The following is a 25,253-nucleotide window of genomic DNA, read 5'->3' as shown; positions in this document are numbered from 1 at the left end:
CGCACAAGCACATGCGGGAACGGTTTTCCGAAGGTCACCGCTCGATGGACCGCACGTGACTGGCAACTCGGCAGCCGGCAGCATGTGGTGACATGACCACCTCACCTCGCGGCGGGGGCCGGCGTCCCGCCTCCGTGCCCCGGGTCCGACTCGTCGACGTGGCGCGCGAGGCGGGGCTGTCCAAGACCACCGTCTCGGCCGCCCTGAACGGCACCGGCCGGCTGTCCGACGCGGTCCGGCTGCACGCGCAGGAGACCGCGCGCCGACTCGGCTACCGGCCCAACGCGACCGCGCGACTGCTGCGGGCGGGGCACGCCCGGCTGATCGGATACGCGGTGCGCGAGTACGTGGACACGCCGTGGTCGTACATGGAATCGCCCTACTTCGCCCAGCTCACCAGCGCCACCGCGCAGGCCGCGCTCGCCCACGGATACGCGCTGGTCCTGCTGCCCACCCACTCGGCCAGGGACGAGTGGGCGGACCTGCCGCTGGACGCGGCCGTGGTGGCCGACCCGCTCGCGGACGACCCGTTGGTCGAGGACTTCCTGGCGGCCCGCATCCCGGTCGTCTCCGACCGGCGGCTGGAGGGCATGACCGGTGCGCACTGGGTGGACATCGACCACGTGGCCGCCGTACGCGGCGTGCTCGATCATCTGGCCGCGGGCGGCGCACGGCGGATCGGCCTGGTGGCCGCGCACTCCACCTCGCTGTTCTACGAGGAAGCCCTGACGACGTATCACGCATGGTGTCTGGAACGGGGATTCGCTCCCCTCGTGGAACTGACCGCACGTCCCGGCAACCAGGCCACCCGCGCCGTGGTCGATCACATGCTGGCGCGACCCGATCGCCCGGACGCGCTCTTCGTGCTCACCGAGGTGAGCCCGCCGCTGATCCTGGATACCGTCCGTGCCCACGGCCTGAGCGTCCCGGAGGACCTGCTGATCGTGTGCGTCAGCGACGACCCGACCGCCGCCCAGACCGACCCGCCGATCACCACCCTGAGCCTGAACCCGGCCGAAATCGCCTCCGTGGGAGTCGAGTTGCTGCTCAAAGCATTGGAATCCGGCGACCCCACCCCCACCGGCCGGCTCGTACCGACCCACCTGGAGATCCGAGGCACCTCACGCCGAAACGGCTGACCCGTCCAGACGCCCCGGACCGCGCGGAGCGACACCGACCGGCGGCGCAACACCGTCCGGCGGCGGCCCGACTCACCCCATCAGAGCCGCGAGATCGATGTCGATCGGGAAGGGCACCGCAACCTGCAACCGGGTCCGATCGATGTCGTCGAGGCGGACGGTCATCTCCTCGTCGACGCCGATGTCGACCGGTGCCTGCGCGGCCAGTGCCGATGTCGGGTTGCGCTTGACCCGGGAATGGAAGATCCGTTGCGGCGCCATCCTGAAGATCAGGGCCCCATCGATGAGTTCCACGTGACGCGGCGCCTCCGGCGGCAACCTGTCCATGTCGTCGGCGGTCCAACGGGTGCCGTTCGGCGGATGCATCCAGGCGGGTAGTGCCGACATGCTTCCTCATCTCCTCGGCGCGTTCCGCCTGTTCGACCCGTTCAGTCGGCTCTGTCCGTTCAGCCGGTTCGATCCGTTCAGTCGGCTCTGTCCGTTCAGCCTGTTCGACCCGTTCAGCCGGTTCGACCCGTTCAGCCGGTTCGACCCGTTCAGCCGGTTCGATCCGTTCAGCCGGTTCCGCACGGTACCCGCGAGGCTTTCGACTCGACGGCTGTCGAAACACCCACCCGAGATCATGATTCGATGGTTTCCGGATCATCGACCTCGCCCCACCGCGCCTGACCACCCCTCAGGCATCGTTCGTCCGACCCGGAGGAATCGCCGTGATCGAGTCGACCCCGACTCCCACCGCCGAGCCGACCGTCGTGCAGCCGGCCGTCGAACAGTCGCCCGCAGTACCACCGGCCGCCGTACAGGGGCGCAGCCCCCGCACCGGAGCGCCGGTCGGGGATCCCGTGGCCAGCAGCACCGAGGCCGATGTCGATCGCGTCGTCGCCGCCGCCCGGGCCGCCGCACCGGGGTGGGCCGGGTGTTCGGGTCCCGAGCGGGCCGAGGTGCTGGAGGCCGTCGCCGATGCGCTCGACGCCGCGCGTGCCGAGTTGGTCGCCGTCGCGGACGCGGAGACCGCGCTGGGCGAGGTGCGGCTCACCGGCGAGGTCGCCCGTACGTCCGGCCAACTGCGGATGTTCGCCGACCTGCTCCGGGACGGCGCACACGTGGGCGCGGTGCTCAGCCCGGCCGATCCGGCGCTCGGCCGGCCCGATGTGCGGCGGATGTTGCACCCGATCGGTGTGGTCGCGGTGTTCGCCGCGAGCAACTTCCCGTTCGCCTTCTCCGTCGCCGGTGGCGACACCGCGTCCGCGTGGGCGGCCGGGTGTCCGGTCGTGGTCAAGGCACACGAGGCGCATCCGGCCACGTCGCTCGCGGTGGCCCGGGTGGTGCGTACCGCGTTGACCGCCGCCGGCGCGTCCGAGGACCTGCTCGGCCTGGTCGTCGGCCGCGCCGCGGGCGGCCCGCTGGTCACCCACCCCGGGATCGCCGCCGTCGGCTTCACCGGCTCGCTCGCGGGCGGGCGGGCCCTGTTCGACCTCGCTGCCGGCCGCCCCGACCCGATCCCGTTCTTCGGCGAACTGGGCAGCGTCAACCCGGTCGTGGTACTGCCCGGCGCGGCGGCCGAACGCGCCGAGGAACTGGCCGCCGGCTACCTCGGCTCACTCACCCTCGGCACCGGCCAGTTCTGTACCAACCCGGGGCTGCTGTTCGTGCCGGAGGCCACCGAGCTCCCGGACGCCATTGCCACGCACGCCCGCACCGCGACCGGCGGCCCGATGTTGTCCGAACGCATCCGAGACGCGTACGAGGACGGCACGTCGGCGCACGCGGGACGCGAGCTCGCCCGGGGCACCGCCGCCGAGGGGGCCTGGTCGGTGGCACCGGTGGTGTGGCATGTCGACCTCGCCGAATTCGTCGCGCACGCGGCCGAGCTGACCGAGGAGACCTTCGGTCCGGCCGGCCTGGTGGTCACCTACGCCGACGAGGACGCCCTGCTCGCCGCACTCGACCGGCTCCCGGGCAGCCTCACCGGCTCGGTACACACGGTCGTGGCCGACCACCCGCTCGCCGCCCGGGTCGGCGCCGCCCTGCGTCCGCGCGTCGGCCGGCTCATCCACAACGGCTGGCCCACCGGCGTCGCGGTGTGCTGGGCGATGCATCACGGCGGCCCGTGGCCCGCCACCACCGCCCCGGGCCACACCTCGGTCGGCGGCACCGCCCTGGAACGCTGGTTGGTGCCGACCGCGTACCAGGACTGGCCGGACGCGCTGCTCCCCGCGGAACTGCGGGACGCCAACCCGCTGGGCATTCCGCGCCGCACCCAGCCGTAGGCAACCCGCGCCGCGCCCGCACCCGACCAGGCCCGAACCACACCCACAGCCGTCCCGAGCGATCCCGCGCCGCGTCCACGCCCCGCCGTAAGCAATCCGCGCCCGCATCCCACCCGAGCCAGGCCCGCACCGCGCCCACACCCACACCCGTCCCGAGCGATCCCGCGCCGCGTCCGCCCCCGCCCCGAGCGGCACCGCACCGCCCCCGCGCCCCGTCCCGGGCAGCCCCGCGCCGCCCCGCGTCCCACCCCCACCCCCGGCACAGAGCGACCCCGCCGCCCTCAACGACCCCAGGACCCCCACTCGGCCTGGCCCCCATCACACCGCCGAGCGCCCGAGATACCACCCAGCCGGTTTCCGGGAGCTCCCCGGAAGCCGCCCGCGCCCGGCCGCGCAGCGTTATGGTCAGGTCCTTCGGGGTTGTCCACAACCGTGCCGCGCACGGTCGCTCCGCGTTGTCCACAGACCGGCTTCGGGTGTCGCCGGCAGCTCTTAGACTGCTCGGATGACAGCGCTCGACGACGGTCCCCAGATCAGCGAAGCGCTGCAGGTTCTGCATCGCGTCTTCGGTTACGACTCGTTTCGCGGGAGCCAGCAGGAGATCATCGACCATGTGATCGAGGGCGGCGACGCACTCGTCCTGATGCCCACCGGCGGCGGCAAGTCGCTCTGCTACCAGATCCCCGCGCTGGTGCGAAAAGGCGTCGGCGTGGTCATCTCCCCGCTGATCGCGCTCATGCAGGACCAGGTGGACGCCCTCACCGCGCTGGGCGTGCGCGCCGGGTTCCTCAACTCGACGCAGAACCCCGACGAGCGGCGGATGGTCGAGTCGGAGTTCCTGGCCGGCGAGTTGGATCTGCTCTACCTGGCACCGGAGCGGCTGAAGGTCGACGCGACCCTGCGACTCCTGGACCGGGGCATCGTCTCGCTGTTCGCGATCGACGAGGCACACTGCGTGGCGCAGTGGGGTCACGACTTCCGGCCCGACTACCTCACCCTCTCCCAGTTGCACGAGCGCTGGCCGGACGTGCCGCGCGTCGCGCTCACCGCGACCGCGACCGAGGCCACCCACGCCGAGATCGCCTCCCGGCTGAACCTGCAACAGGCCCGGCACTTCGTGGCCAGCTTCGACCGGCCCAACATCCAGTACCGGATCGTGCACAAGGACAAGCCGCAGAAGCAGCTGCTCGACCTGCTGCGTGCCGAACACGCCGGCGACGCGGGCATCGTCTACTGCCTGTCCCGGGCCTCGGTGGAGAAGACCGCCGCGTTCCTGGTCGACAACGGCATCGACGCGCTGCCGTACCACGCGGGCCTGGACTCGCGCGTGCGCGCGGCCAACCAGTCCCGCTTCCTGCGCGAGGACGGCATGGTGATGGTCGCCACCATCGCGTTCGGGATGGGTATCGACAAGCCCGACGTGCGCTTCGTCGCGCATCTGGACCTGCCCAAGTCGGTCGAGGGTTACTACCAGGAGACCGGCCGCGCCGGGCGCGACGGGTTGCCGTCCACCGCGTGGCTCGCGTACGGGCTCCAGGACGTGGTGCAGCAGCGCAAGATGATCGACGGCTCGGAGGGGGACCAGGCCCACCGCCGCCGACTGGGCACGCACCTCGACGCGATGTTGGCGCTGTGCGAGACGGTCGAGTGTCGACGCGTACGCCTGCTCGCCTACTTCGGCCAGGAGAGCACCGCGTGCGGCAACTGCGACACGTGCCTGTCGCCGCCGGCCTCCTGGGACGGCACGATCGCGGCCCAGAAGGTGTTGTCGACCGTGTGGCGGCTCAAGCACGAGCGGCGCGGGCAGAAGTTCGGCGCGGGTCAGATCGTGGACATCCTGCTGGGCGCCAAGACGGCCAAGGTCATCCAGTTCGACCACGACACGCTCCGCGTGTTCGGGATCGGCACCGAGCTGGGTCGGACCGAATGGATGAGCGTGGTGCGGCAGTTGCTGGCCATGAAGCTGATCGCCGTAGAGCCCTCGTTCAACGCGCTCGTGCTCACCGAGGCGAGCGAGGAGGTACTCGGCCGACGACGCGAGGTGATGCTGCGCCGTGAGCCGGAGCGGCCGGCGCGCGCGGCCAAGGCCGACCGGGCCGCCAAGGCCGGCAAGGGCAAGGCCGCGCCGATCGAGCTGCCCGCGGCGGCTGCGCCGATCTTCGAGGCGTTGCGCGCGTGGCGCGCGGCGACCGCGAAGGAGCAGGGCGTGCCGGCGTACGTGATCTTCCACGACGCGACGCTGCGCGAGATCGCCACCACCGGGCCCGGCACCCTGGCCGAACTCGGCACGATCAGTGGCATCGGCGAGAACAAACTGGCCAAGTACGGCCAGTCGATCCTGGACACGCTGGCCGGCTCGACGCCCGGCGGCCCCGCCACGCCCGCGCCCGCGCAGGCGCCCGGAGCGACCCGTACCCCGGCGCCGCCCACCTCGGCACCCGCCGCCGAGCTCACCCGCGAGCCGGTGCCCGAACTCATCCGCGAACCCCTGCCGGACTACCAGCCCGATTACCAGAACGACTACGAACCCGACTTCGAACCGGAGCCGGAGTTCTACCCGGAGTTCGAGCCGGACCCGGACTACCGAGGCTGACTGTCGAGCCGCACGGGCCGGGGCACGGGACGCGGGCACAGGCCCGCCCAGGTCCCGGGCCCGGCCCGGTCCAAGTCCCAGCCCTGAATGGTCACGGCCACCGAACGCAGAAGTGACCGGCCCCGAGGAGACGATCCCCGGACCCGGCCACCCGTGCCGCCCGTCGCTCAGCCCTTGTCGGCCGAACCGCCGCCCTGCTCCGTGTCCAACTGGTCCAACTCGGCCAGGAAGCGCTCGATCACATCGCTGTCGGCCACCAGCGGGCCCACCGGCTCGCCGAGCACCTTGCCCGCCAGCTCCGTCGCGATCAGGCCCAGTTCCGCGTGCAGCGACGCGCTCGCCAGGGCGAGGTCCGCGTCCAGCCGCTCGTGGCCGGACGTGACGAGCTCGTCCTTGATCCGCTGTCCCTCCGCACGCGCCTCGGCCATCAGCCGGGCCCCCTCCTCGGCCGCCTGCTGCCGAACCAGCGCGGCTTCCTTGCGCGTCTCGTTCATCTGCGCCCGCAGCTCGGCCAGCGCCGCTTCACTCTCCGCCTGGAGGTCCGTCGCCCGGTCGAAACCGCCTTCGAGCGCGTCGTGCCGCTCGGCGATCGTGCGAGCGATGCGCGGCAACAACACCTTCGCGAACACCGCCAAGACCACCAGGAAGGTGATGAATCCAAAGATCAGTTCGGCGATATCCGGCTTGAGAGGTCCCATGGCTCGAAATCCTCGAACACACGCGAGCACAAATCAAGTTCCGATCACCCTTCGCGAGCACCCGCCGTGACCGCCGGACTCCGCTGCGCACCCCTCGACGCCCGCGCGGCCGATCCCGCGACCCGCATGCCCGCCCGGCCTGCCCGACCCTTCACGCCCGCCCGGCCGGGAATTCGAGCAACACGATCGGATCTCCCGTCGGCTGTGCGGAGCCACCCGCCGGCTCCACCGTGAGCCCGACTCCCGATGCCCGCTCGATCGCCGACGCCAGCAACGCCATACCCGGCCGAATCACCCCGATCGAACGCATGTGGCCGTTGTCGTCGTACCAGCCCTGGTACACCCGTGCGTTCGACAACGAGGGCAAACCGGTCGTCAACAGCACGGTCCGGTCCAGCGCGCGGGACACGATGACCTTCGCCGTTCCGCCCCCGGTCACCGGTGCCGACGCCTGGACCGCGTCCGGCGCGGTGATCACCGCCTCGACCCCGGCACTGCGCTCGCGCTGTGCATCCGCTGCCCGCTCGGCCCTGCGGGCGTCCTGGTACTGGTCGATCGCGACTCCGCCGAGCGCGCCGATCACGGCCAGGCACGCCGCCGCCACGAACACCGTGACCCGCCGGGTCCGGCGCCGCCCGATGCCGACGACCGGCTCCGGGGCGGGCAGTTCGGGAGGTAGCTGTCGCACCGTCGAAATGCCGTCGAGTACCCGTCGGCGCAGTTCCGCCGACGGTGTCGCGCCGACCGACGAGGCCAGCCGAGCGGCGGTCTCGCGGAACTCCCCGACCTCCTGCGTGCAGGCCGGACATACCGCCAAGTGGCTCTCGAATTCCCGCTGTTCGTCCTCGTCGAGGGCGTGCACGGAATACGCCCCCGTCAGCGTGTGCAGGTCGGCGGGGGTCATGTGCCCACTCCCAGGCAGTCGCGCAGGCGGATCAGGCCGTCCCGCAGGCGGGTCTTGATCGTGCCCAACGGCACGTCCAGGAGGCCGGCCACCTCACGGTGGGTGCAGCCCCGGTAGTAGGCCAGGGTCACCGACTGGCGCTGCAACTCGGTCAGGGTGCGCAGACAGCGCCTTACCTGCTCGCGTTCGAGCCGGGACTCGACCGCCTCGGTCACCTCGTCGTACTCGGTCGTGTGCTCGCGTGCGGCGGTGCGGTGTTCGCGGTCGGTGGCCGCTTGGGCCGAGCGCACCCGGTCGACCGCGCGCCGGTGGGCCATGGTCAGGATCCAGGCCATCGCGCTGCCCTTGTCCGGGCGGAAGCGAGCGGCGGTACGCCACACGTCGAGCAGCACCTCCTGCGCCACCTCCTCGGATTGCGCGGGATCGCGGACCACCCGACGTGCGACGCCGAGCACCGCGCCGATCACCGCGTCGTAGACGAACGCGAACGCCTCCTGGTCCCCCTTTGCCACACTCGCGAGCCGATCCTCCAGGGACGGCCCGCGCTCATCCGACGAGGCGATGTGCACGACGGTCCTCACCCGCGCTCACCGGACATCCCCGGGCCACGCACGACCGCGATACCGGAACCGGAACCGATACCGCCGTCGGCACCGCGGCCCTCGGGCCCGGGGCCGTCCGCGAACTCGTACCCGCCTCGTCGGCCGTGTCCGTACCGATCGTCCATGTCCCGCTCCCACTCGAGCCCGATCCCGCAAAGGTCACCGCGGTGCACCCGCACCGCCGACTCGTCCGAATCCGGGTTCGTCTCCGCCACCGTCACCGTCTCCGTCCGAACCGCCCCACACAGGCGTCCGACCCGTATTCGGCGCCGAACGCCGAACGGATTGGCACGAGCAGGGGACAAGTTCCGATCACCGCACCGGCGATCGAGTCGGCGCACGACCCGTTCGGGTGAACGAGCAATCCGAACCATCGTCGGCTGCGAATGGCCCGACATGAAGGGAATCGGAACTCGCCGATGGATACGGGCCGGATCGGCCGCGTTGAGCGGACTGCTGTCCGCAGGCGCGGCACTGGCCGTCGCCGAACTCGGCGCGGCGTTCGTCCGGCCCGAGGCGGGTCCCCTTCCCGCCGTCGGGGGAGCGGTCGTCGACCGCACTCCCCCTGCGGTGAAGGACTGGGCCGTCCGGGAGTTCGGCACCGACGACAAACCGATGCTGCTGGCCGGGATCCTGGTGATCCTCACCCTGATCGCACTGGGCCTGGGCATGTCGGCGCTGCGGCTGCGGCGCACCGCGACGGCGGGGGTCGGTGCGTTCGGCCTGCTCGGCGCCTTCGTGGCCCACCAGCGGCCCGGCGCCGGACTCGAGGACGTCCTGCCGTCGCTGCTCGGCGCCGCCGCCGGTGCCGGCGTGTTGTGGTGGCTGACCGGGTCGATGGCCGCGACGCACGCGGAGGCGGATCGGGCGTTCGACCGCCGAACCTTCCTGATCGGCGCCGGCGCGGTCGCCGTGGGATCCGTGCTGACCGGTACCGCCGGTCGAGTCGTCGGCAACGGGAAGCGGGCCTCGATCGCCGCCTTTCGCAACCGGATCAGGCTGCCGGTTCCCGCCGAACCGGCCCCGCCGCTCCCGGCCGGCGTCGATCTGCACCTGCCCGGACTGTCCTCGTTCGCCACCTCCAACGCCGACTTCTACCGGGTGGACACCGCCCTCGTGGTGCCGCACATCGACGTCCGGAACTGGTCGTTGCGCATCCACGGCAAGGGCGTCCGCACGCCGTTGACGTTCTCCTACGACGACCTGCTGCGCCGCCCCCTGATCGAGCGCGACCTCACCCTGACCTGCGTGTCGAACGAGGTCGGCGGCCCCTATGTCGGCACCGCGCGGTGGCTGGGTGTACGCCTGGCCGACCTGCTCCGCGAGGCGGGCGTCCGACCGCCGTCCCGGGGTGGCCCCGCCGACCAACTCGTCTCCCGATCCACCGACGGAATGACCATCGGCACACCGGTCGAGGTCGCCATGGACGGGCGCGACGCGCTGCTCGCCGTCGGCATGAACGGCGAACCGTTGCCGTTCGAACACGGCTATCCGGCCCGGATGGTGGTGCCCGGACTGTACGGCTACGTGTCCGCGTGCAAGTGGCTCACGGACCTCGAACTGACCACGTTCGCCGACTACGACGCCTACTGGGTCAAGCGCACCTGGTCGCGGGAGGCGCCGATCAAGACCCAGTCGCGGATCGACACCCCCAAGCCTTTCGCACGCCTGCGGATCGGCACGCCGGTGCCGATCGCGGGCGTCGCATGGGCCCAGCACCGGGGCGTGTCGGGCGTCGAGGTCGCCGTGGACGGCGGCCCGTGGCAACCGGCCCGCCCGGCCGACGTGCCGAGCTCTGACACCTGGCGCCAGTGGGTGTGGGAGTGGACGCCGACCACCCCCGGCACGCACCGGATCGAGGTCCGCGCCACGGACTCCACCGGTGCGGTCCAGACCGACAAGCGGGTCGGCACGGTGCCCGACGGCGCCACCGGCCGGCACTCGGTGGTGGTCACCGTCACCTGATCCGACCATCGATTTCCCTTACCGCCGAACCCTTTTCCTCGAAAGGAAGTCTCCTCGTGAAGACCGTCCGCCTGCTCCCCCGTGCCATCGCCACCATCGCCACCGTGGCCGCACTCGCGATCCCGCTTGCCGCGTGCGGCAGCGACGACAAGGACGACTCGGCCGAGAAGGGCGAGACCACCGCACCGGCGGCCGCTCCCTCCTCGGCCGCCGGCACCGTAGGACCGGCGGGCTCGGCCTCCGTGCCGTTCGGCAGCGCGTGTTCCGCCGTGCCCGCCACCGGCGCGGGCAGCTTCGCCGGCATGGCCCAGGACCCGGTCGCCACGGCCGCTTCGCACAACCCGGCACTGTCCACACTGGTGACGGCCGTCCAGGCCGCCGGTCTGGTGGACACCCTCAACACCGCGCAGAACATCACCGTGTTCGCGCCGACCAACGACGCGTTCGCGAAGATCCCGAAGGAGACTCTGGACAAGCTGCTGGCCGACAAGGCCATGCTGACCGAGGTCCTGACCTACCACGTGGTGGGTCGGCGACTCACGCCCGCCGAACTCGACAACGGCTCGTTCGAGACGCTGGCGAAGCAGCCGCTCACGACCAGGGGGTCAGCGCAGATGTACACCGTCGACAACACCTCGAAGGTGGTCTGCGGCAATGTCCCCACCGGCAACGCGACCGTGTACATCGTCGACACCGTGCTGATGCCGCCGGCTTCCTGACCGACGGCACGCCCGACCCGACCGATCCACCCGTCGGAACACCCGACCGACCCGCAGGCCTGCACCGACCGACGGACGGGTCGTGTCCCCGCGCGTGGGGACACGACCCGTCCGCGGGTGTGCCGAGCGCCGCCGGACCTCTCCCTCCCAGGCCCGCCGGTGCCGGCCGCCGTGCGCCGGTCGAGACCGCCCCCATCGGTCGGCCACGCTCGACCCGGCGCACCGAGTACGTCCCCACCCACCACGTCACCGAGGCCGGCGAACCTCACCGTCGAAGCTGAAGCCCCTGTCCAGCCCCCCGCGCCGGACAGTCGTCTTCCGCACCCGAGGCGGAGTCGCCACATGGTCGGTGCCCGTGGCGGGTGGACGTTGATATCCGGGCACGTACACCCATGCGGTCTCGTCGACCTCCTTGGCCAGCACGTGCACCTCCCCGTACGCCGAACTCTCCAGGCCGCCGCGCTCCGGGGCGACGACCGCCTCGTGCCAGGACCGGGACACGATCAGCGCGAGACACGCGCGCTCGGCCGCCGCCAGCACGTCGCGCAGCGGGTCGGCGTTGACCAGCCGACACGCCGTGTTGATCGCACTGCCCGACCAGCCCCGGGTGTCCTGCACCACGTCACCCGCGTGCAGCGACACCCGCAGCCGGATCCGTGCCTCGTCGCTCGCGTGCCGATCGTGGTTGCGCAGTCCGGCGTGCAGTCGATCGATGAACAGATCGGTCAGGTCTTCCTTGGGCACGTTCGCCGGGATCAGCAGGATCGCCCCGTCGCCGCGGTCCTCGACCGCACACGCGTCCCAGGCGATGCCCGCCGATTCGAGTGCGGAGTGCAGCAGTTCGTACAACCGCCCGCGCACCCACTCCTGCGTGACGTCCGAACGTCGGCCGAATCGCTCGACGTCGAGCACCAGGATCGACACGTATCGCGACTTGGCTCCCACGAAATCCCCCTACCGCACCGCGCGCTTGCGCGCCCTCGCTCCCTGCCCCTCAAGGAGTACTCCGGCGGCGGCCGGTTGTACGCGTCAGATGACACACAACGCGTTATCCGTCGGCCCATTCCCGCAGAGCCGGCGGATCGGGCACGACGATGCTGCCGCGCCGGGTCTGCACCAACCCCGACTCGTGCAGGACCCGCAACGCGCGGACCACGGATTCCCGGGAGATGCCGATCGCGTCACCGAGTTCCTGCTGCGTGGTGCGGATCACGTACGGCCCCTCGGCACTGCCCAGTGTGCGATCGGCCAGCGCCCGGGCCACCCGACGCCCGGTCGCCAGTGCGCCGTACTCGACGCGCCACCGGTCCGACTCGCGGATCCGCGACACCGTGCGGATCAGCACCGCGTACACCAGCGGCGCGTTCGTATTGAGCAACTCGCGAAACCGGGACAGCGGGACCAGTACGGCCACCACCGGCCCCAGGGCAACCACGGTCGCGGACCGGCCGCGCCCGTCGATACAGGCCAGTTCGCCGACCAACTCGCCGGGTCCCCGAACCGCGATGGTGACCGCCGAGCCGTCCGAGGTCGCCCGCTCGATCTTGACCTGCCCGTGCTCGATCAACACCACGTGGCGCGGGTGGTCGCCCTCCATGAACAGCGCGTCGCCCCGGTCGTAGCCCAGCCGCCGGCCGGACCTGCGCAGGACGTCCCGAAGTTGCTGGGGCAGCGCCCTGTCGTCCTCGGCCACTCCCGCTCCTCCGTCGCCCGTGCCGCCAGAGCTTAATCAGGCGAATTCCGATTCGGCAGGCGTTCGCGGATCCCGCCGACGGACCCCGCCCCCGGCCGCACGACGACCGCCAACCCGAGCGCGTGACGCTCGACCACCCGCCATCCGACCCAAACACCCCACCCGACCCACCCCCGCAGGCGTGGATCGCCCGCATCCCGGGGAGACATAGGACTCGCGCACGAAAGCCGGACACGGCGGCGCGGGAGGTCCGACGAGCCGGCCACGACACGCGGCCGGCCGCCGGCGGCGCAATCAAGTCGAACGAACGGTGGCACCATGGACGCACGGATGCTCTACGCCCAGGTCGTGCAGGACCTGACCGCAGGATCGACGAACCGGTTCGTGGACCGTGCCGAGGCCGGCCCGGTGGAGCCGGACGCGCTGCGTCGGATCGCCGGGGAGGAATACCGGATCATCCTGAGCGATCGGCGCTCGTTCGCCCTGCTCGCGTCCCGATTCCCGGATTCGGCCCAGTTGTTCCTGGCGCTGGCCAGTGGTGAGGGCCAGGCGTTGCAGTTGTTGATGCCGTACGCGGAGGCGATCGGGATGAGCGCCGCCGACCTGCTCGGCTACGCCCCGAACGCCGCCGCGCAGGGCTACCCGCATCACCTGGCCTGGCTGGCCCTGTACGGCTCGCGTGCCGAGGTCTCGCTGGCGTTGTTGGCCAACTTCGGCTTCTGGGGCGGGTATTGCGAGCGCTTCGCGCGGGCGCTGCGTACCCACCACGAGTTGACCGAGGACCAGGTCGCGTTCTTCACCTTCTTCGCGTCGTTGCCGCCGGGCTTCGAGGACGCGGCCCTGACGCTGTTGCAGACCGGGTTGGACGCGGGCGACGACCAGGAGGGCGCCAAGACCGCCGCCCGCCTGATGCAGAGCTACGAACTGGCTTTCTGGGACGCCCTCCCGACGCCGTGACGGCACGGGACGCCCTCCCGACGCCGGGACCGCACGGCACGCCTCGCGAGGCCGGGACCGCCCGGGGCGCCCGCCCGCGCCCCGCACCCGCACCCGCACCCGCACCCAAGCGCCACCCACGCCCCGGCTCCGCGACCCGTCCTACTTCGACTCGGTGAGCCCCGCCCCGGCCGCACCCTCGGAGAGCACCGCATCGACCACCGTCGAGCGCGCGGTCTCCAGCAGCGCCCGGGTGTCGGCGGGGGTGGCCGGGTCGGCCAACGCCTTGTTCACGTCCAGGATCCGAAACGGCGGGCCCGGGTGCGAGTACAGCGGGCGGAACCGCGCGTCGGTCACGCTCCACTTCCCCGCCGCATCCCGGGAGAACGTGAACAGCCCGGCGGAGCTGTAGTTTCCGCGCGGCTTGTCCGGGAAGTTGGCCAACTCGTCGCCCATGCCGTAGATCACCCAGGTGCCGTTGACCTTCTCGTAGGCCTGTGGCACGTGGTTGTGCGTGCCGATGATCAGGTCGACGTCCTTGACGCCGTTGTTCGTCGAGGCGGTCAACTCCTTTGCCAGTGCCCGCTGTTGGGCGTCCGGCTCGCGCTGCCACTCGGTGCCCCAGTGCACGCTGAGCAGGACCAGTTCGGCGCCGGCGGCGCGGGCGGCCCGGGCCTGCGCGATCATCCGGTCCTTGTCGATCACGTTGACCGACCACGGCTTGCCCTCCGGCAGCGGGATGCCGTTGGTGTCGTAGGTCCAGGACAGGTGCGCGACCTTGACGCCCTTGACGTCCAGGATCGTCGGCGCCGCCTCCTGCTCGGTGCGTGCGCTGCCCGCATGCCGCACGCCCGCCGCGTCCAGCGTGTCCAGCGTGCGCTGCAGGCCGGTGAAGCCGCCGTCGAGCGTGTGGTTGGACGCGGTCGAGCAGCCGTCGTAGCCGGTGTCCGCGAGCGTACGGGCGATCTGCGGCGGCGCGGCGAAGATCGGGTACCCGGTGAACGGCCCCTCGGGCGGGGCGTACGGCGTCTCCATGTGGCACAGCGCCAGATCGGCCTTCTGCACCAGCGGCACCACGTCCGCGAAGATCTTGTGGAAGTCGTTTCCCGAACCGCCGGAGCCGCTCGCGCCACCCGGGGCGCCGGCCGCGTCGCGCTCGGACTGGGCGATGATCGTCGGATAGGCGAGCACATCCCCCGTGGTGGTCAGGGTGAGGGTGGTCGGCCCATTCCCGGACGCCGCGGGGGCGGGTGCGGATGCGGTGGGCACCGAGGCCGCCGAATCCCCGTGCGGGGTGTCCCGGCTCCGATCCGACTCCCAGACCAGGGTGATCAGACCGGCCAGCAGGCCGATCGCCACCAGCGCGATGGCAAAACCGTATTTCTTGCGTGACGTGTCCATGGCCCCGTGTTCCCCCCACCCCGGCACCGCAGCCGAAGAGCCGCCGTTTGGCGGAACCCTCCCAGCGCACCCGGGTTCGCGGAACCCCGAACGCGCCCGGCTCGGCACCCGTCGTCGCGCGGCGCCGCCCGATCCGGGGACTCATTCGCGACTCGGCCGCCGGCCTGCGCACGGGTCACCCACGACTCACCCGTCCGGGCGGTCTCGGGCACGTTTCGGCGGCGCATGGCACGGGGGGAGCCATGCGCCGCCGGGCCGGGTCCGTGCGGCCGGCCGCACCCCGGTGGGGTGTGCGGCTAGCCGCACGCCTCCAGATACTTGTGCAGGATCAGCTTCGCCACCGAGGTGTGCGCGCCGATCGGCTCGGCCGCCGTACAGCCGGCCTGTGCCGCGACCTCCGCGATCCGGCCGGTCTCGACGTCGGGACCGAGCACGTGCGGCGCGAGTGCTATCGAGGCCGCGCCCATCTCGCGCAGCCGCTCGGCCGCGGCGAGCACCGTCTTCGGATCGCCCAGGTCGGCGGTCATCACCGGCAGCGCGAGGCGGGCGGCGAGCAGCACACCGGTCACCTCGGCCGCGGCGACGGCCTCCGGGCCACCGTCGGTGACCAGCACGATCCCCTCGGCGGCGGTGGCGACACTGAACAGGCGCGCCCGGTCGGCGCGGGCCAGGCCGGCCTCGGAGAGCCGCTCGTGCAGCACCTCGGCGAGCAGCGGGTGCGGACCGAGCACGCCGCAGCGCAGGAAATCGCCCTCCGCGCCGGCGAGCACCGCCTCGATTTGGGCCGCGGACTCGGCATGGGGACCGAGCAGAAGCGGGACGACGACCGCCGACGGCGCGCCGCGCAACACGGCGGCGAGGTCGGTCTCGCCCTCCTCTGTCACCAGCGGCCTGATGTCCAGGCCGGGCAGATCCGCGCCGGCCAGCAACGCGACCTCGCTCACCAGGGCGAGCAGGTCGGCGTTCGCGGGACCGGGCACGGCAAGAATCAACGGTTTGGCGGCCTCCGGGAGTTCATGGGAATCGGGCCGACGGTGCCGTCCGCCCTGACGGGGTTGCGGCACCCGGGTGGGCAGACCTGGAGTGCGGGCGGGCAGCGGGGACGCTGCGTCCGAGGAGGAGCTCATGGGACCGAATTTTATGGAATCCGGCCAAAGCCTTCACAGCGGGACGACAAGAGCAACAGGACTGTTACGGCCATGATCGGCGGCAGCGTCGGCAGGACGGCTCAGATCCGGGTCGCCAACTGCGGATAGTCCAGCACCAATCCCTCGTGATCCACGAGCAGATCGCTGCGGAAGTCACCGGATTCGTAGCGTACCCGAGCCCCGTCGGGCTCCACCCCCAGGTGCGTGTACGTCTGCCAGGACGGCTCCACCACCAGCTCCGGCACGGCCACGAAGGCCATCAGGAAGCGGTGCCGGCCGGCCTCCTCGTGCAGCCCGTGCCGCAGGATCGGCATCGTGTTGGTGAGCGGACACAGGCCCAGGTCGCAGTCGAGTGCGTCGGCCAGATCCGGCCGCGGCACACCGTCCACGGTCCAGCCGTCGGCGGTGCGCCGCAGATCCAGCCGCCTGGTCTCGCCCGCACCCTGCGCGACCACGCGCAACCGTGTGGTCACGTAGTCCTGGGCGGTCTCCAACTCGTAGGTGAGTCGATAGGACCGAGGCGTCGTGCCCAGGGCCTCGCCACGCGCGGAGAGCCGCGACTGCCCCAACTCGACCCACGAGGTCTCCTGCCCGCCGCTCTCGGTCACCTGCCACGTCAGTACGCGCTCATCCGTCACGTGTGCATCGGTACCCCGAATCGGCCCTCCACACCAACGCTTTTCCGGCCGCCACGCGCCCCCGCGCAATCGTTCGGGCCGGCCGGGCTCAGCCGGCCGCGGCGGCCGCGGTCGCGAACAACTCGGGCAGCGTCCCGACGAACGAGGGGGCCATCCGGGCGGCGACCACCCGCGCCTCCAGGCCCTCCCCCAGGTGTTCGCGAATGTACTCGGACATCCGCAGTCGCTGCTCCGCCGCCGACTGCGGGTCGGGCGCGTACCGCTGGATCCGGTCGTAGAGCTCCAGCGCTTCCCCGGCGGGCGTGGTGCCGGTGAACACCTTCTCCGCCAGTCCCGGGATCCTCCCCCATTCGGTGCGCAGTCGACGCACCTCTTTCGTGTAGACCGGGTCGTGCGGAAACGTTCGGTACCACCCGTCGGTCGCGGGCCACTGCCCGCGCAACATCTCGCCGTCCTCGGCCGCCTCGGCGATCGGGGTCGGGCACTGCGGGAACGCGGTCAAAAAGCGTGCGCTCGCCCCGGGCAGCGGCTCCTGCGCGTGTGCGGCCACGAGAGTGTCCCAGCCGGCCCGCGGGTCCCAGGGCGCGGCGACCCGGAAGCCCTGAGGCACGCGCGGATGCTCGGACCGAGGTGCCCGCCGGCCGAGTTCGCGCTCGTACTCGGCCCGCATCCGCGCGTGTCCCGCGTCGCCGGCCGCGAACATCGTGCGCAGCTTGGCCGCCGAGGCATCGCGCAGCGGCAGATCGGCGACCAGGAGTTCCGCCTGCGCCACACCGTGCCGATCCCACAGGGCGAGCAACGCGCCGAGCAGGACCGCCCGATGCAGCGGCACCACGAAGGGCTCGTACTGCTTGCGTTGGTAGGCGTTGTGGAACCGCGGGCGCAGCGCCTCGACGCCGCCGTGCTCCCACGTCTCGACGCACTCGGCGACGCTCACGCTCATGTGTCGCACCCGCAGCAGCGCGGCGCGCACCAACGCCGGATCGCCGGACCACACGGCGGGGCGCCGGTAGCGGGCGTTGTCCGAGCGGATCACCCGCTCGATCGTGGCCGGGTCGAGCGGGACCTCGCCCGCGGCGGCCATGATCCGGTTCCGCTCCCGGTCGCCGGCCCGAGGATTGGCGTAGACGACCGCGTTCAGCGCCGGGTCGCCCAGGTCGATCAGCGCGTCGTACCCCTCGGGACGCAGGTGCTCGGCCGCGGCCAGTGCCCGGCGCTGCGTCGGCGTCGCGCGGCGCACCGCGTCGGCGACGAGCGGCGCGGGCAGTCGGGCGCCGAAGTGCACCAGGTCGATCACGGTGCGGGGGCGCAGGTGCGGGACGAGGGCGCTCAGGTGCTCCGGGTGGGCCAGCAGGAGCAGTTGCCGCCATTCGGTGGTCACCGTGCGCGGGGGCGTCGGGATCGCCTCGGTGCCGCCCTCGCCGGCGGCGGCCGCCTCGACGAGTTCGGTCACGGTGCCCTGGTGGTCGGGCAGCAGCGTCAGCAGCCGCGACCAGGCGCGCGGGTCGGCGCCGAGCCGCGCGTCCAGCAACGCGCTCACCTCGGTGATCGGGCGCAGGTAGGAGAAACCGTCGCTCGCGCCGCAATGCCGGAGGAAGCGCAGTACGGCGACGGCGGGTCCGGCCTCGGCGAGGAGTTCGGTGGTCGCCCGGACGTTTCGGGTCCGTGCCGCGATCTTGACCAGGTCGGCGCCGGTGCCGTATCGGATCGCCGAGGTGATCAGCGCGACCGGGAGGCCGCGTGCCTCGCCCAGGTGCGGTGCGTACGAGCCGCGCACCCGGGCGAACACCTCGCCCTTGGCGTTGTCCAGCGCGGCGAGCAGCGCGAACGCGGAGCCATACTGCATGTCGGGAAGCCCTCTCGGGAGTCGGGCCCGTTCGGGCCGACGATGGGAAGTGGGGTCGGTCAGCCGCGCACGGCGGCAGCCGCGGTGTCGACCAGTTGGGCCAGGCTGCCCTCGAACTCGGGGAGCAGGCGCAGCGCGACCACGGCGAACGCCACCCGGTCCGCCGGGGTGACCCGGCGTTCGATCAACTCGCGCAGTCGGGCGTGGAGTTCGTGCGTAGCGCGGCCGTCGGGGGCGATCGTGTCGCGCAGCGCGAGCAGTTCGCAGGCCGAAGCCGCACGCGGGCCGGTCAGCAGCTCGCCGATCGGCGTCCGCCCGGCCGCCACGTCGGCGGCCGTCGCGCGTTCGGGTGCGGCGAGTCCCCGGCCCGTCCTGGGGTCGCTCCAGCCGATCGGCACGGGCCAGCGTCCGCCGGTCGGCGCCCACCCGGCCTCGCGCCGCAGTTCGGCCGGGCAGCCGTCCTGCTTGGCCAGCAGCGCCAACGCCGGGTCGGAGAACCGCTTGCGGCGGTGCGCCCGGGTGATCTCGGCCCAGTCCACGGAGGTGGTCTCCAGCATCGGCCAGCCGAACCGCGGCAGGTCGGCTCGCAGGCGCCGAACCAGTCGGCGGGTGCCGCCGGCGGCGTCGATCTCGGCACGCAGTCGAGCGATCCCGGCGGGCGAGGAGAGCAGTTCGCGATAGCGCCGCGCCTCCGACGCGGCCACGGGCACCTCGTCGAGCAGGTCGAGCGCGGCCCGGGGGCCGGCGCGATCACACAGACGCACCAGGGCGATCATGAACAGCAGGCGATAGCGCGGGGCTCGGAACGGCCGGGCTTGCGACCCGGCCGGCATCGCCACCTGGTGTCGGGCGTGCGGGCGCAGTCCCTCGATGCCCCTGTCCTGCCAGATCGCCAGGCTCTCGGCGAGCGTGATCGTCATCGTGCGCCGCTTGAGCATCGCCGCGCGCACCAGGAGCGGATCGCCGGACCACAGCGCGGGCAGCCGGGTCGGGATCGACCAGTTGTCGCACAGCCGCTCCACCAGGGTCGGGTGCAGCGGCCTCGAGGAGGCCATGATGCGGGCCCGAATCGCCTCGCCGGTATGCGGATTGAGGTAGACCAGCGCGTTCAGGGCGGGGTCGTCGAGGCCGATCAGCGCGGCGCCCACCTCGGGCAGCGCCCGCCTGGCCCGAGCCAGCGAGCGGCGCTGCGCGGGTGTCGCCCGGGCGATCGTGTCGGCGAGCACGGCGGGCGGCACCTCGACGCCGAAGCGGACCAGGTCGCGCACGATGTGCGGACGCAGCGCGGGCAACAGCCGCGCGATCGAATCCGCCGGTGCGAGCAGCGCCAACTGCCGGAACTCCGTGCGCAACTCGGCGGGTATCGACAGGATTTCGGCGGGTCCGGTCGGCCCCGAGTGGTCATCTCCCGCGCCCGCGGCCTCGATCGCCGCGTGCAGCGGCCCCTCGTGGGTCGGCAACAAAGCAAGCAGTCGGCCCCAGGCCGCGGCCGAGCCGCCGAGGTGACGATCCATCAACTCCCGGACGCCACGCGTCGCCTCGGTATACGCGCGGGGGTTCTTGGGGCCGAGTGCGCGCAGGGCGCGCAACATCCGCAGTGCGGGCCCGGTGTACAGCTCGGCGATCGCACCGCGCGGCAGGCCCAGGTTGCCCGCGATCGCGAACAGCGCGGCGGCGTCGTCCAGATGGAGCGCGGTGCGCACCACGGCGGGCGGCAGGGTCTCGGTGTCGCGCAGGGCCGCCGGCATCTCGTTCCGGATCCGTGCGAAGATCACTCCGTCGGCATCGTTCATTTCGGCCAGCAGCGCGATCATGGCGGTCTTCGACACTCGTGCACCCTCCGTGGCGTCCTCACCGGGAAGCTACGGGGTCAGGCCGACAACCACTCGGCCGAGGTGCACCCACGCACCCCACTCGCGGGTGCACCTCTCGGTCGACTCAGCCGCTCGTCGTCGCGCACTGCCCGCGGTCGGCGAAGGCCGGTCCCGAGGCCGACGGGCGGATGTCGAAGTCGAAGATCTCCGTCGGCACGTACAGCGTGGCGCACGCGTTGGGGATGTCCACCACGCCGGAGAATCGGCCCTCGATCGGCGCCGCCCCCAGGATCAGGTAGGCCTGCTCGGGCGTGTAGCCGAACCTGGTCAGGTAGGTGATCGCGTTCAGGCATGCCCGCCGATAGGCCAGGGTCGAGTCCAGGTAGCGCTGTTCGCCGTCCTCGGTGACCGAGAATCCGGTGAAGGTCAGGTACTCCGAGTACTGCGGTGCGGACCGCCCGGGCATAAAGATCGGGTTCGTGGTGACGCCGTACGTCTGCATCCCGCCCTTGAGCACGTCCACCCGCAGGTCGATGAACCCGCCCATCTCGATCGCGCCGCAGAAGGTGATCTCCCCGTCGCCCTGGCAGAAGTGCAGGTCGCCCACCGACAGCTTGGCGCCGTCCACGAACACCGGGTAGAAGATCCGCGAACCGGCGGTCAGGTTCTTGATGTCCTGGTTGCCGCCGTTCTCGCGCGGCGGCGCGGTTCGCGCGGCCTCGCGGGCGGCGGCCGCGGCCTGGGCGGCATCCATCGAGCCCAGCACCGCCGCGATCGGCTCGGGCGGCAGCGCCAGCGGCGGCACCCGGTCCGGATCGGTCGCGCGCAGCGCCCCCTCGCGGGCGTTCCACTCGGCGAGCAGCCGCGCGGACGGGGCGGTGCCCATCAGGCCGGGGTGGATCATGCCGGTCAGCTCGACCCCGGGAATGTGCCGGGAGGTGGCCCGCTGTCCGTGGAAGTCCCACACCGCCTTGTACGCACCGGGGAAGTGATCGGTGAGGAAGCCGCCGCCGTTCTCCCTCGCGAACAGGCCGGTGTAGCCCCACCCTTGGCCGGCCACCGGGCCGGTCACCGGAAAGGTGTCGTCCTGCGGACAGGCGCCGACGTCGAGGATGTCCACGATCAGCAGGTCGCCCGGCCGAGCGCCCTCCACCCCGATCGGCCCACTCAGCTGATGCACCATCGTCAGATCCGCGTCGCGCACGTCGTCGGCGCTGTCGTTGTTGCCGATCGTGCCGTCGAACCACTCGCGGCACTCGATCCGGAACTCGGCACCGGGCTTGACCACGGTCACCGGGGGTACGTCCGGGTGCCACCGGTTGTGGCCGAGCGCCTTCTGCTCCCGGAACGGGCGGGACTGGTCGACACCGAACACGACCTCGGGCATGTGACTCCTCGAAGACTGGGCGGAAGGACGGCCGTTGACGATGCGTCAGGGCCGGGGCAGACGCGCGTGTCGGGGGTCGCCCGAGCCGCGCACACCCGGTCGGGGCGGCGGCCCCGAGGTCACGGCGGGCGCGTGCGCCGAGCGCTCCTCGGCGGCGGCCGTGCGCATGCCGACGCCGCTGTTGCCGAGCCGGGGTGCGGTCCACACCCGTCGGCCGGGCGCCGCGCAGCCGGGGCATCGCTCGTCCGGGCCGGCCTCGCCGAGCGGGCGGACCAGCTCGAAGTCGCCGCAGTCGGCACATCGGTACACGTAGGTCGCCACGGCCGCTCCCTCGCCTGATCACCGGGTGTGCCTGGAAGCACAACACAGCACCGGGCAAAAGAAAACGGCCGACACGCGGGTTGGAATGACGCATGGTCAATTCACGAGCTCCGTGGTTCCATCGCGCTGTCGATCACCACCTTCGGAGGTCTCGTGAGCAAACGTGTTGCCCTCGTCGTGGGTGCGGCCGACCTCGGCGAGGCCGTCGCGCACCGGCTCGTCCGGGACGGTTGCGAACTGATCCTGTGCGATCCGCACGACCCCGACCCGGCCGCCGGCCGCATCGCCGAGGCCGAGGAACCGGCCGGTGCAGGCGTGGTGACCCTGTGTGCCCCGCTCGACGACCCGGACGACTTCCGCACCGCCCTCGGCACGACGCTGCGCGACGCCGGTCACGACGCGGTGGATGTGCTCGTGTACACCCTGGTGGCCGCCGAGGCGTTCACACCGCGTCCGCTGGCCACGCTGACCGGCGCCGAGTGGCAGCGGCTCGCCGAGGATCCGATCCGGCACGGCCTGACGGTGCTTCAGGCCGCCCACGAGGTGCTGGCGCCGCGTCGGGGCCGGTTCGTGCTGGTCGTGCCCGCGGTCGCGCTCGAAGGTGCCGCCGAGTTGGTCCCGCTGGCCACCGCCGCCGAGACGCTGCGCGCGCTGGCCAAGTCGGCGGCCCGGCGCTGGGCGGCCGACGGGATCACCGTCAACATCGTCACCCCGGACGTATTCGCCTACGGCGCCGAACACCTGCGCGGCACCGACGTGGACCGCGGCGAGGCGGTCCTGCCCGGGGCCGGCACCGTGCCGGACGTGGTGGACGCGATATCGCTGCTGCTCGCACCGGCGGCGGCCCGAATGACCGGGACCACCCTGATCGTCGACGGAGGAGCGCTGATGACGCCATGACCGAGAACGCGGCAGCGGGCACCGAAGACACCACGACCGCGCATGTCGCCCTGGTGACGGGCGCGGCCGCCGGCCTCGGCAAGGGCATCGCCCTGGCTCTGGCGGCGGCCGGTTCCACCGTCGTGGTGACCGCCCGCCGACACGCGGCCGGCGCCGAGGTGGTCGAGGAGATCACCGCGCGCGGCGGCGCCGGATGGGCGACCGAGTGCGATGTCACCTCGGCGGAGTCGGTACGCGCCGCGATCGAGGCGACCGTGGCCAGGTTCGGCCGACTGGACGCGGTGGTGCACAACGCGACCTCGCGTCGCTCCAGCGAACCGGTGGACTTCGAGCGGGCCGGACCGCGGTTGTGGCGCGAACACGCGGACGTCTCACTGACCGGCTCGTTCACGGTGGCCCACGCGGCCTACCCGCACCTGCGCGAGACCCGGGGAGCGTTGCTGCTGCTGACCTCGCCCGCCGGCATGCGGGGCAGCGCCAACCTGTCCTTCTACGCGGGCGTCAAGGGCGCCCAGCGCGGCTTCGTCAAGGCCCTGGCCCGCGAATGGGGCGCGAGCGGGGTACGGGTCAACGGACTCGCACCCCTGGCCGTCACCCCCGCGTTGGCAGCCGCCTTCGAGGCCGACCCGACCATGGAGTCCCGGATCGCGGACAAGGTCCCGATGCACCGAGTCGGCGACCCGGAAACCGACATCGGCGCCCCCGCCACGTTCTTGTGCACCGCCGGCTCCCGCTACATCACCGGCCAAACCCTGATCGTCAACGGCGGCCGCGACACCTTCCTGTAAACCGGACGACACCACGCCGGCCCGGCCCGCCGGCGCCCCCGGCCGGGCCGCCCCGGCGCCCCACCTCGTTCGGCGCGTCCTCGCCCGCACGTCACATCTGGGATCCGGCTCGATCATCTCCTGTTTACCCGGGCCCCCGATCTGTCAGTGTTGCCCCGGACGGCGTCCTTGGCCTTGCGGGGGTGGGGGAACGATGGTCGAAGCGGAGTTGTCCGGTGGGTCGGCTCACACCGCGTTGTTGCGGCGGGCGGCTCGGGTGTTGCCGGCACGGTTGCCGGAGTTGACGGATCGGCTCGTGGCGGAGCTCCAAGCGCTCGAACCCGCCTATCTGGACGGCGGCGTGCCGCCGGACGAGCTCTGGCAGAGTGCGCACGAGGCGTTGCGCGTCGGGGTGGGAGCACTCGCGGTGTGGCCCCGCGAGCTGGAGGGCAGCCGGTGGGCCTCCGGTCGGCTTGCCCGGCGGCGGGCCGAGCAAGGCGTGCCGCTGGAGGCCCTGTTGCACGCCTACCGACTCGGCGGAGTGCTCCTGTGGCAGACCCTGGTCGAGGTCGCTGCGGAGCAGGAGCCGGACGAGGTGCGGCTGTTGGTGCACGTGGCCACCGACGTGTGGAACTTCGTCGACGGGCATGCCGCGGCGATCGCCGATGCGTATCGGCGGGTCGAGGCGGAGCTGACGAATCGTCATGACGAACGGGTGCACGCCCTGTTGGACACGCTCTTGGACGGCCGGGCGCCGGCGGCCGACCTGGCCGCCGCGGCAGCGGTGCTCGACCTGCCCGAGCGGGGCCGCTATGCCGTGGTCGCGTTGCGCCATCCCCTGCCCGGCACAGGGGTGCACGACGCGCCCAGGCGGGCGGCGCCGGACGGCGTGCGGGTGGTGTGGCGGGCCCGCATGGAGGGGGAGTTCGCGGTCGTACTGCTCGGTACGGCGGGGTTGGACGAGGTTGCCGAAACGTTCGGCCCGGCGGCCGGGTCCCGGGCCGGCATCAGTGCGATCGTCGACGGGCTCGCCGCACTCGGCCGGGCGCGGCGGCTCGCCGAGATCGCCTTGCGAACGTGTACCGCCGACGGCGAATGCGCCCGACTGGACGAGCGGTTGCCCGCCGCGCTGGTCGCCTCGCAGCCCGATCTGGCGCACGATCTCGCGGCGCGCGTGCTCGGGCCGATCCTGGCGCTCGACCCGGTGGACCGCGATCTCCTGCTCGGCACGCTCGGCGCGTGGCTCGACTCCGGGGGCTCGGCGGTGCGCGCGGGCCGGCGCCTCTTCTGCCACCGCAACACCGTGCTCAACCGCTTGCGCCGCCTGGAACAACTGACCGGCCGCGAACTCGGCCTCCCCCGCGACCTCGTCGAACTCGCCCTGGCCCTGGACGCACACCGCCTGCGCACCTGATCCGCCCCGCTGCCCGCACCCGCCGCCCCGGCTCGCGCCCGAACCCCACCGACCCCTCCTGTGCCGCTGCACAGCGGCTCACGCACCGCGTTGGTCGG

At 72.3% G+C, this 25,253-nt stretch carries 22 protein-coding genes; 9 read left to right on the top strand and 13 right to left on the bottom strand.

Annotated features, from left to right (window positions below; all coding sequences use genetic code 11):
* Nucleotides 1-92: 92 nt before the first annotated feature.
* Nucleotides 93-1,139 (top strand): LacI family DNA-binding transcriptional regulator, encoded by a 1,047-nt coding sequence (locus ACFZBU_RS00280; protein WP_391581198.1) that lies wholly within the window; start codon nt 93-95, stop codon nt 1,137-1,139.
* A 72-nt stretch (nt 1,140-1,211) separates the two neighbouring features.
* Here ACFZBU_RS00280 and ACFZBU_RS00275 read toward each other — a convergent pair whose 3' ends face one another.
* The gene (locus tag ACFZBU_RS00275) at nt 1,212-1,526 is read right to left on the bottom strand and encodes a hypothetical protein (protein ID WP_391581197.1); all 315 of its coding nucleotides are present in this window, start codon (nt 1,524-1,526) and stop codon (nt 1,212-1,214) included.
* Nucleotides 1,527-1,849: 323 nt separating this feature from the next.
* Between ACFZBU_RS00275 and ACFZBU_RS00270 the strand changes: the two genes are divergently transcribed.
* Together ACFZBU_RS00270 and recQ are read left to right on the top strand one after the other, a co-directional pair.
* A complete protein-coding gene (locus ACFZBU_RS00270; RefSeq protein ID WP_391581196.1) occupies nt 1,850-3,409 on the top strand; it encodes an aldehyde dehydrogenase (NADP(+)) in 1,560 nt (519 codons plus the stop codon).
* 505 nt (nt 3,410-3,914) lie between these two features.
* The gene (recQ, locus tag ACFZBU_RS00265) at nt 3,915-6,002 is read left to right on the top strand and encodes a DNA helicase RecQ (protein WP_391581195.1); all 2,088 of its coding nucleotides are present in this window, start codon (nt 3,915-3,917) and stop codon (nt 6,000-6,002) included.
* A 167-nt stretch (nt 6,003-6,169) separates the two neighbouring features.
* Here recQ and ACFZBU_RS00260 read toward each other — a convergent pair whose 3' ends face one another.
* From ACFZBU_RS00260 to ACFZBU_RS00250, 3 genes are all read right to left on the bottom strand, one after another.
* Nucleotides 6,170-6,700, bottom strand: coding sequence for a hypothetical protein (locus ACFZBU_RS00260; RefSeq protein WP_391581194.1), 531 nt, complete (start codon nt 6,698-6,700; stop codon nt 6,170-6,172).
* Nucleotides 6,701-6,851: 151 nt separating this feature from the next.
* Nucleotides 6,852-7,604, bottom strand: coding sequence for an anti-sigma factor domain-containing protein (locus tag ACFZBU_RS00255; RefSeq protein ID WP_391581193.1), 753 nt, complete (start codon nt 7,602-7,604; stop codon nt 6,852-6,854).
* Nucleotides 7,601-8,185 carry a sigma-70 family RNA polymerase sigma factor gene (locus ACFZBU_RS00250; protein ID WP_391581192.1) on the bottom strand — a complete coding sequence of 195 codons (585 nt, stop codon included), beginning with the start codon at nt 8,183-8,185 and terminating at the stop codon, nt 7,601-7,603. Before ACFZBU_RS00250 ends, ACFZBU_RS00255 begins: the two co-directional genes overlap by 4 nt.
* Nucleotides 8,186-8,602: 417 nt before the next feature.
* Here ACFZBU_RS00250 and ACFZBU_RS00245 point away from each other — a divergent pair, with 417 nt between their 5' ends.
* Nucleotides 8,603-10,171, top strand: coding sequence for a molybdopterin-dependent oxidoreductase (locus tag ACFZBU_RS00245; RefSeq protein ID WP_391581191.1), 1,569 nt, complete (start codon nt 8,603-8,605; stop codon nt 10,169-10,171).
* Nucleotides 10,172-10,227: 56 nt separating this feature from the next.
* Nucleotides 10,228-10,890, top strand: coding sequence for a fasciclin domain-containing protein (locus tag ACFZBU_RS00240; protein ID WP_391581190.1), 663 nt, complete (start codon nt 10,228-10,230; stop codon nt 10,888-10,890).
* A 246-nt stretch (nt 10,891-11,136) separates the two neighbouring features.
* Here ACFZBU_RS00240 and ACFZBU_RS00235 read toward each other — a convergent pair whose 3' ends face one another.
* Both ACFZBU_RS00235 and ACFZBU_RS00230 read right to left on the bottom strand, forming a co-directional pair.
* A complete protein-coding gene (locus ACFZBU_RS00235) occupies nt 11,137-11,835 on the bottom strand; it encodes a hypothetical protein (RefSeq protein WP_391581189.1) in 699 nt (232 codons plus the stop codon).
* Nucleotides 11,836-11,938: 103 nt separating this feature from the next.
* On the bottom strand, nt 11,939-12,583 hold the full coding sequence (locus ACFZBU_RS00230; protein WP_391581188.1) for a Crp/Fnr family transcriptional regulator: 645 nt from the start codon (nt 12,581-12,583) through the stop codon (nt 11,939-11,941).
* A gap of 318 nt (nt 12,584-12,901) precedes the next feature.
* Here ACFZBU_RS00230 and ACFZBU_RS00225 point away from each other — a divergent pair, with 318 nt between their 5' ends.
* Nucleotides 12,902-13,540 carry a transcriptional regulator gene (locus ACFZBU_RS00225; RefSeq protein WP_391581187.1) on the top strand — a complete coding sequence of 213 codons (639 nt, stop codon included), beginning with the start codon at nt 12,902-12,904 and terminating at the stop codon, nt 13,538-13,540.
* A 141-nt stretch (nt 13,541-13,681) separates the two neighbouring features.
* Here the strand turns inward: ACFZBU_RS00225 and ACFZBU_RS00220 are convergent, their stop codons facing one another.
* From ACFZBU_RS00220 to ACFZBU_RS00190, 7 genes are all read right to left on the bottom strand, one after another.
* Nucleotides 13,682-14,920, bottom strand: coding sequence for a CapA family protein (locus ACFZBU_RS00220; RefSeq protein WP_391581186.1), 1,239 nt, complete (start codon nt 14,918-14,920; stop codon nt 13,682-13,684).
* Between the two features lie 296 nt (nt 14,921-15,216).
* Entirely contained in the window at nt 15,217-16,047 is an 831-nt protein-coding gene (locus ACFZBU_RS00215; RefSeq protein ID WP_391581185.1) for a sirohydrochlorin chelatase, read from the bottom strand.
* Between the two features lie 101 nt (nt 16,048-16,148).
* Nucleotides 16,149-16,706, bottom strand: a complete 558-nt coding sequence (locus tag ACFZBU_RS00210; RefSeq protein WP_391581184.1) for a putative glycolipid-binding domain-containing protein — start codon at nt 16,704-16,706, stop codon at nt 16,149-16,151.
* Nucleotides 16,707-16,794: 88 nt separating this feature from the next.
* A complete protein-coding gene (locus ACFZBU_RS00205; protein ID WP_391581183.1) occupies nt 16,795-18,552 on the bottom strand; it encodes a hypothetical protein in 1,758 nt (585 codons plus the stop codon).
* A 59-nt stretch (nt 18,553-18,611) separates the two neighbouring features.
* Nucleotides 18,612-20,381 (bottom strand): hypothetical protein, encoded by a 1,770-nt coding sequence (locus tag ACFZBU_RS00200; RefSeq protein ID WP_391581182.1) that lies wholly within the window; start codon nt 20,379-20,381, stop codon nt 18,612-18,614.
* Between the two features lie 109 nt (nt 20,382-20,490).
* The gene (gene fmdA, locus ACFZBU_RS00195; RefSeq protein WP_391581181.1) at nt 20,491-21,753 is read right to left on the bottom strand and encodes a formamidase; all 1,263 of its coding nucleotides are present in this window, start codon (nt 21,751-21,753) and stop codon (nt 20,491-20,493) included.
* A gap of 45 nt (nt 21,754-21,798) precedes the next feature.
* Nucleotides 21,799-22,074: an FmdB family zinc ribbon protein gene (locus tag ACFZBU_RS00190; protein ID WP_391581180.1), complete on the bottom strand. Its 276-nt coding sequence runs from the start codon at nt 22,072-22,074 to the stop codon at nt 21,799-21,801.
* A gap of 153 nt (nt 22,075-22,227) precedes the next feature.
* Between ACFZBU_RS00190 and ACFZBU_RS00185 the strand changes: the two genes are divergently transcribed.
* The 3 genes from ACFZBU_RS00185 to ACFZBU_RS00175 all read left to right on the top strand — a co-directional run bounded on the left by ACFZBU_RS00185 (nt 22,228) and on the right by ACFZBU_RS00175 (nt 25,155).
* Entirely contained in the window at nt 22,228-22,974 is a 747-nt protein-coding gene (locus tag ACFZBU_RS00185) for an SDR family NAD(P)-dependent oxidoreductase (protein ID WP_391581179.1), read from the top strand.
* Complete coding sequence (locus ACFZBU_RS00180; RefSeq protein WP_391581178.1) at nt 22,971-23,762, top strand: SDR family NAD(P)-dependent oxidoreductase; 792 nt, start codon at nt 22,971-22,973, stop codon at nt 23,760-23,762. The genes ACFZBU_RS00185 and ACFZBU_RS00180 overlap by 4 nt, the downstream gene beginning before the upstream one ends.
* A gap of 193 nt (nt 23,763-23,955) precedes the next feature.
* Complete coding sequence (locus ACFZBU_RS00175; protein ID WP_391581177.1) at nt 23,956-25,155, top strand: PucR family transcriptional regulator; 1,200 nt, start codon at nt 23,956-23,958, stop codon at nt 25,153-25,155.
* Nucleotides 25,156-25,253 lie beyond the last annotated feature (98 nt).

Origin of the sequence: Embleya sp. NPDC008237, assembly GCF_042956465.1 — a bacterium.
GTDB lineage: Bacteria > Actinomycetota > Actinomycetes > Streptomycetales > Streptomycetaceae > Embleya.
Note: the sequence above shows the minus strand (reverse complement) of the source record. Positions and strands in the feature narration are given on the sequence as shown.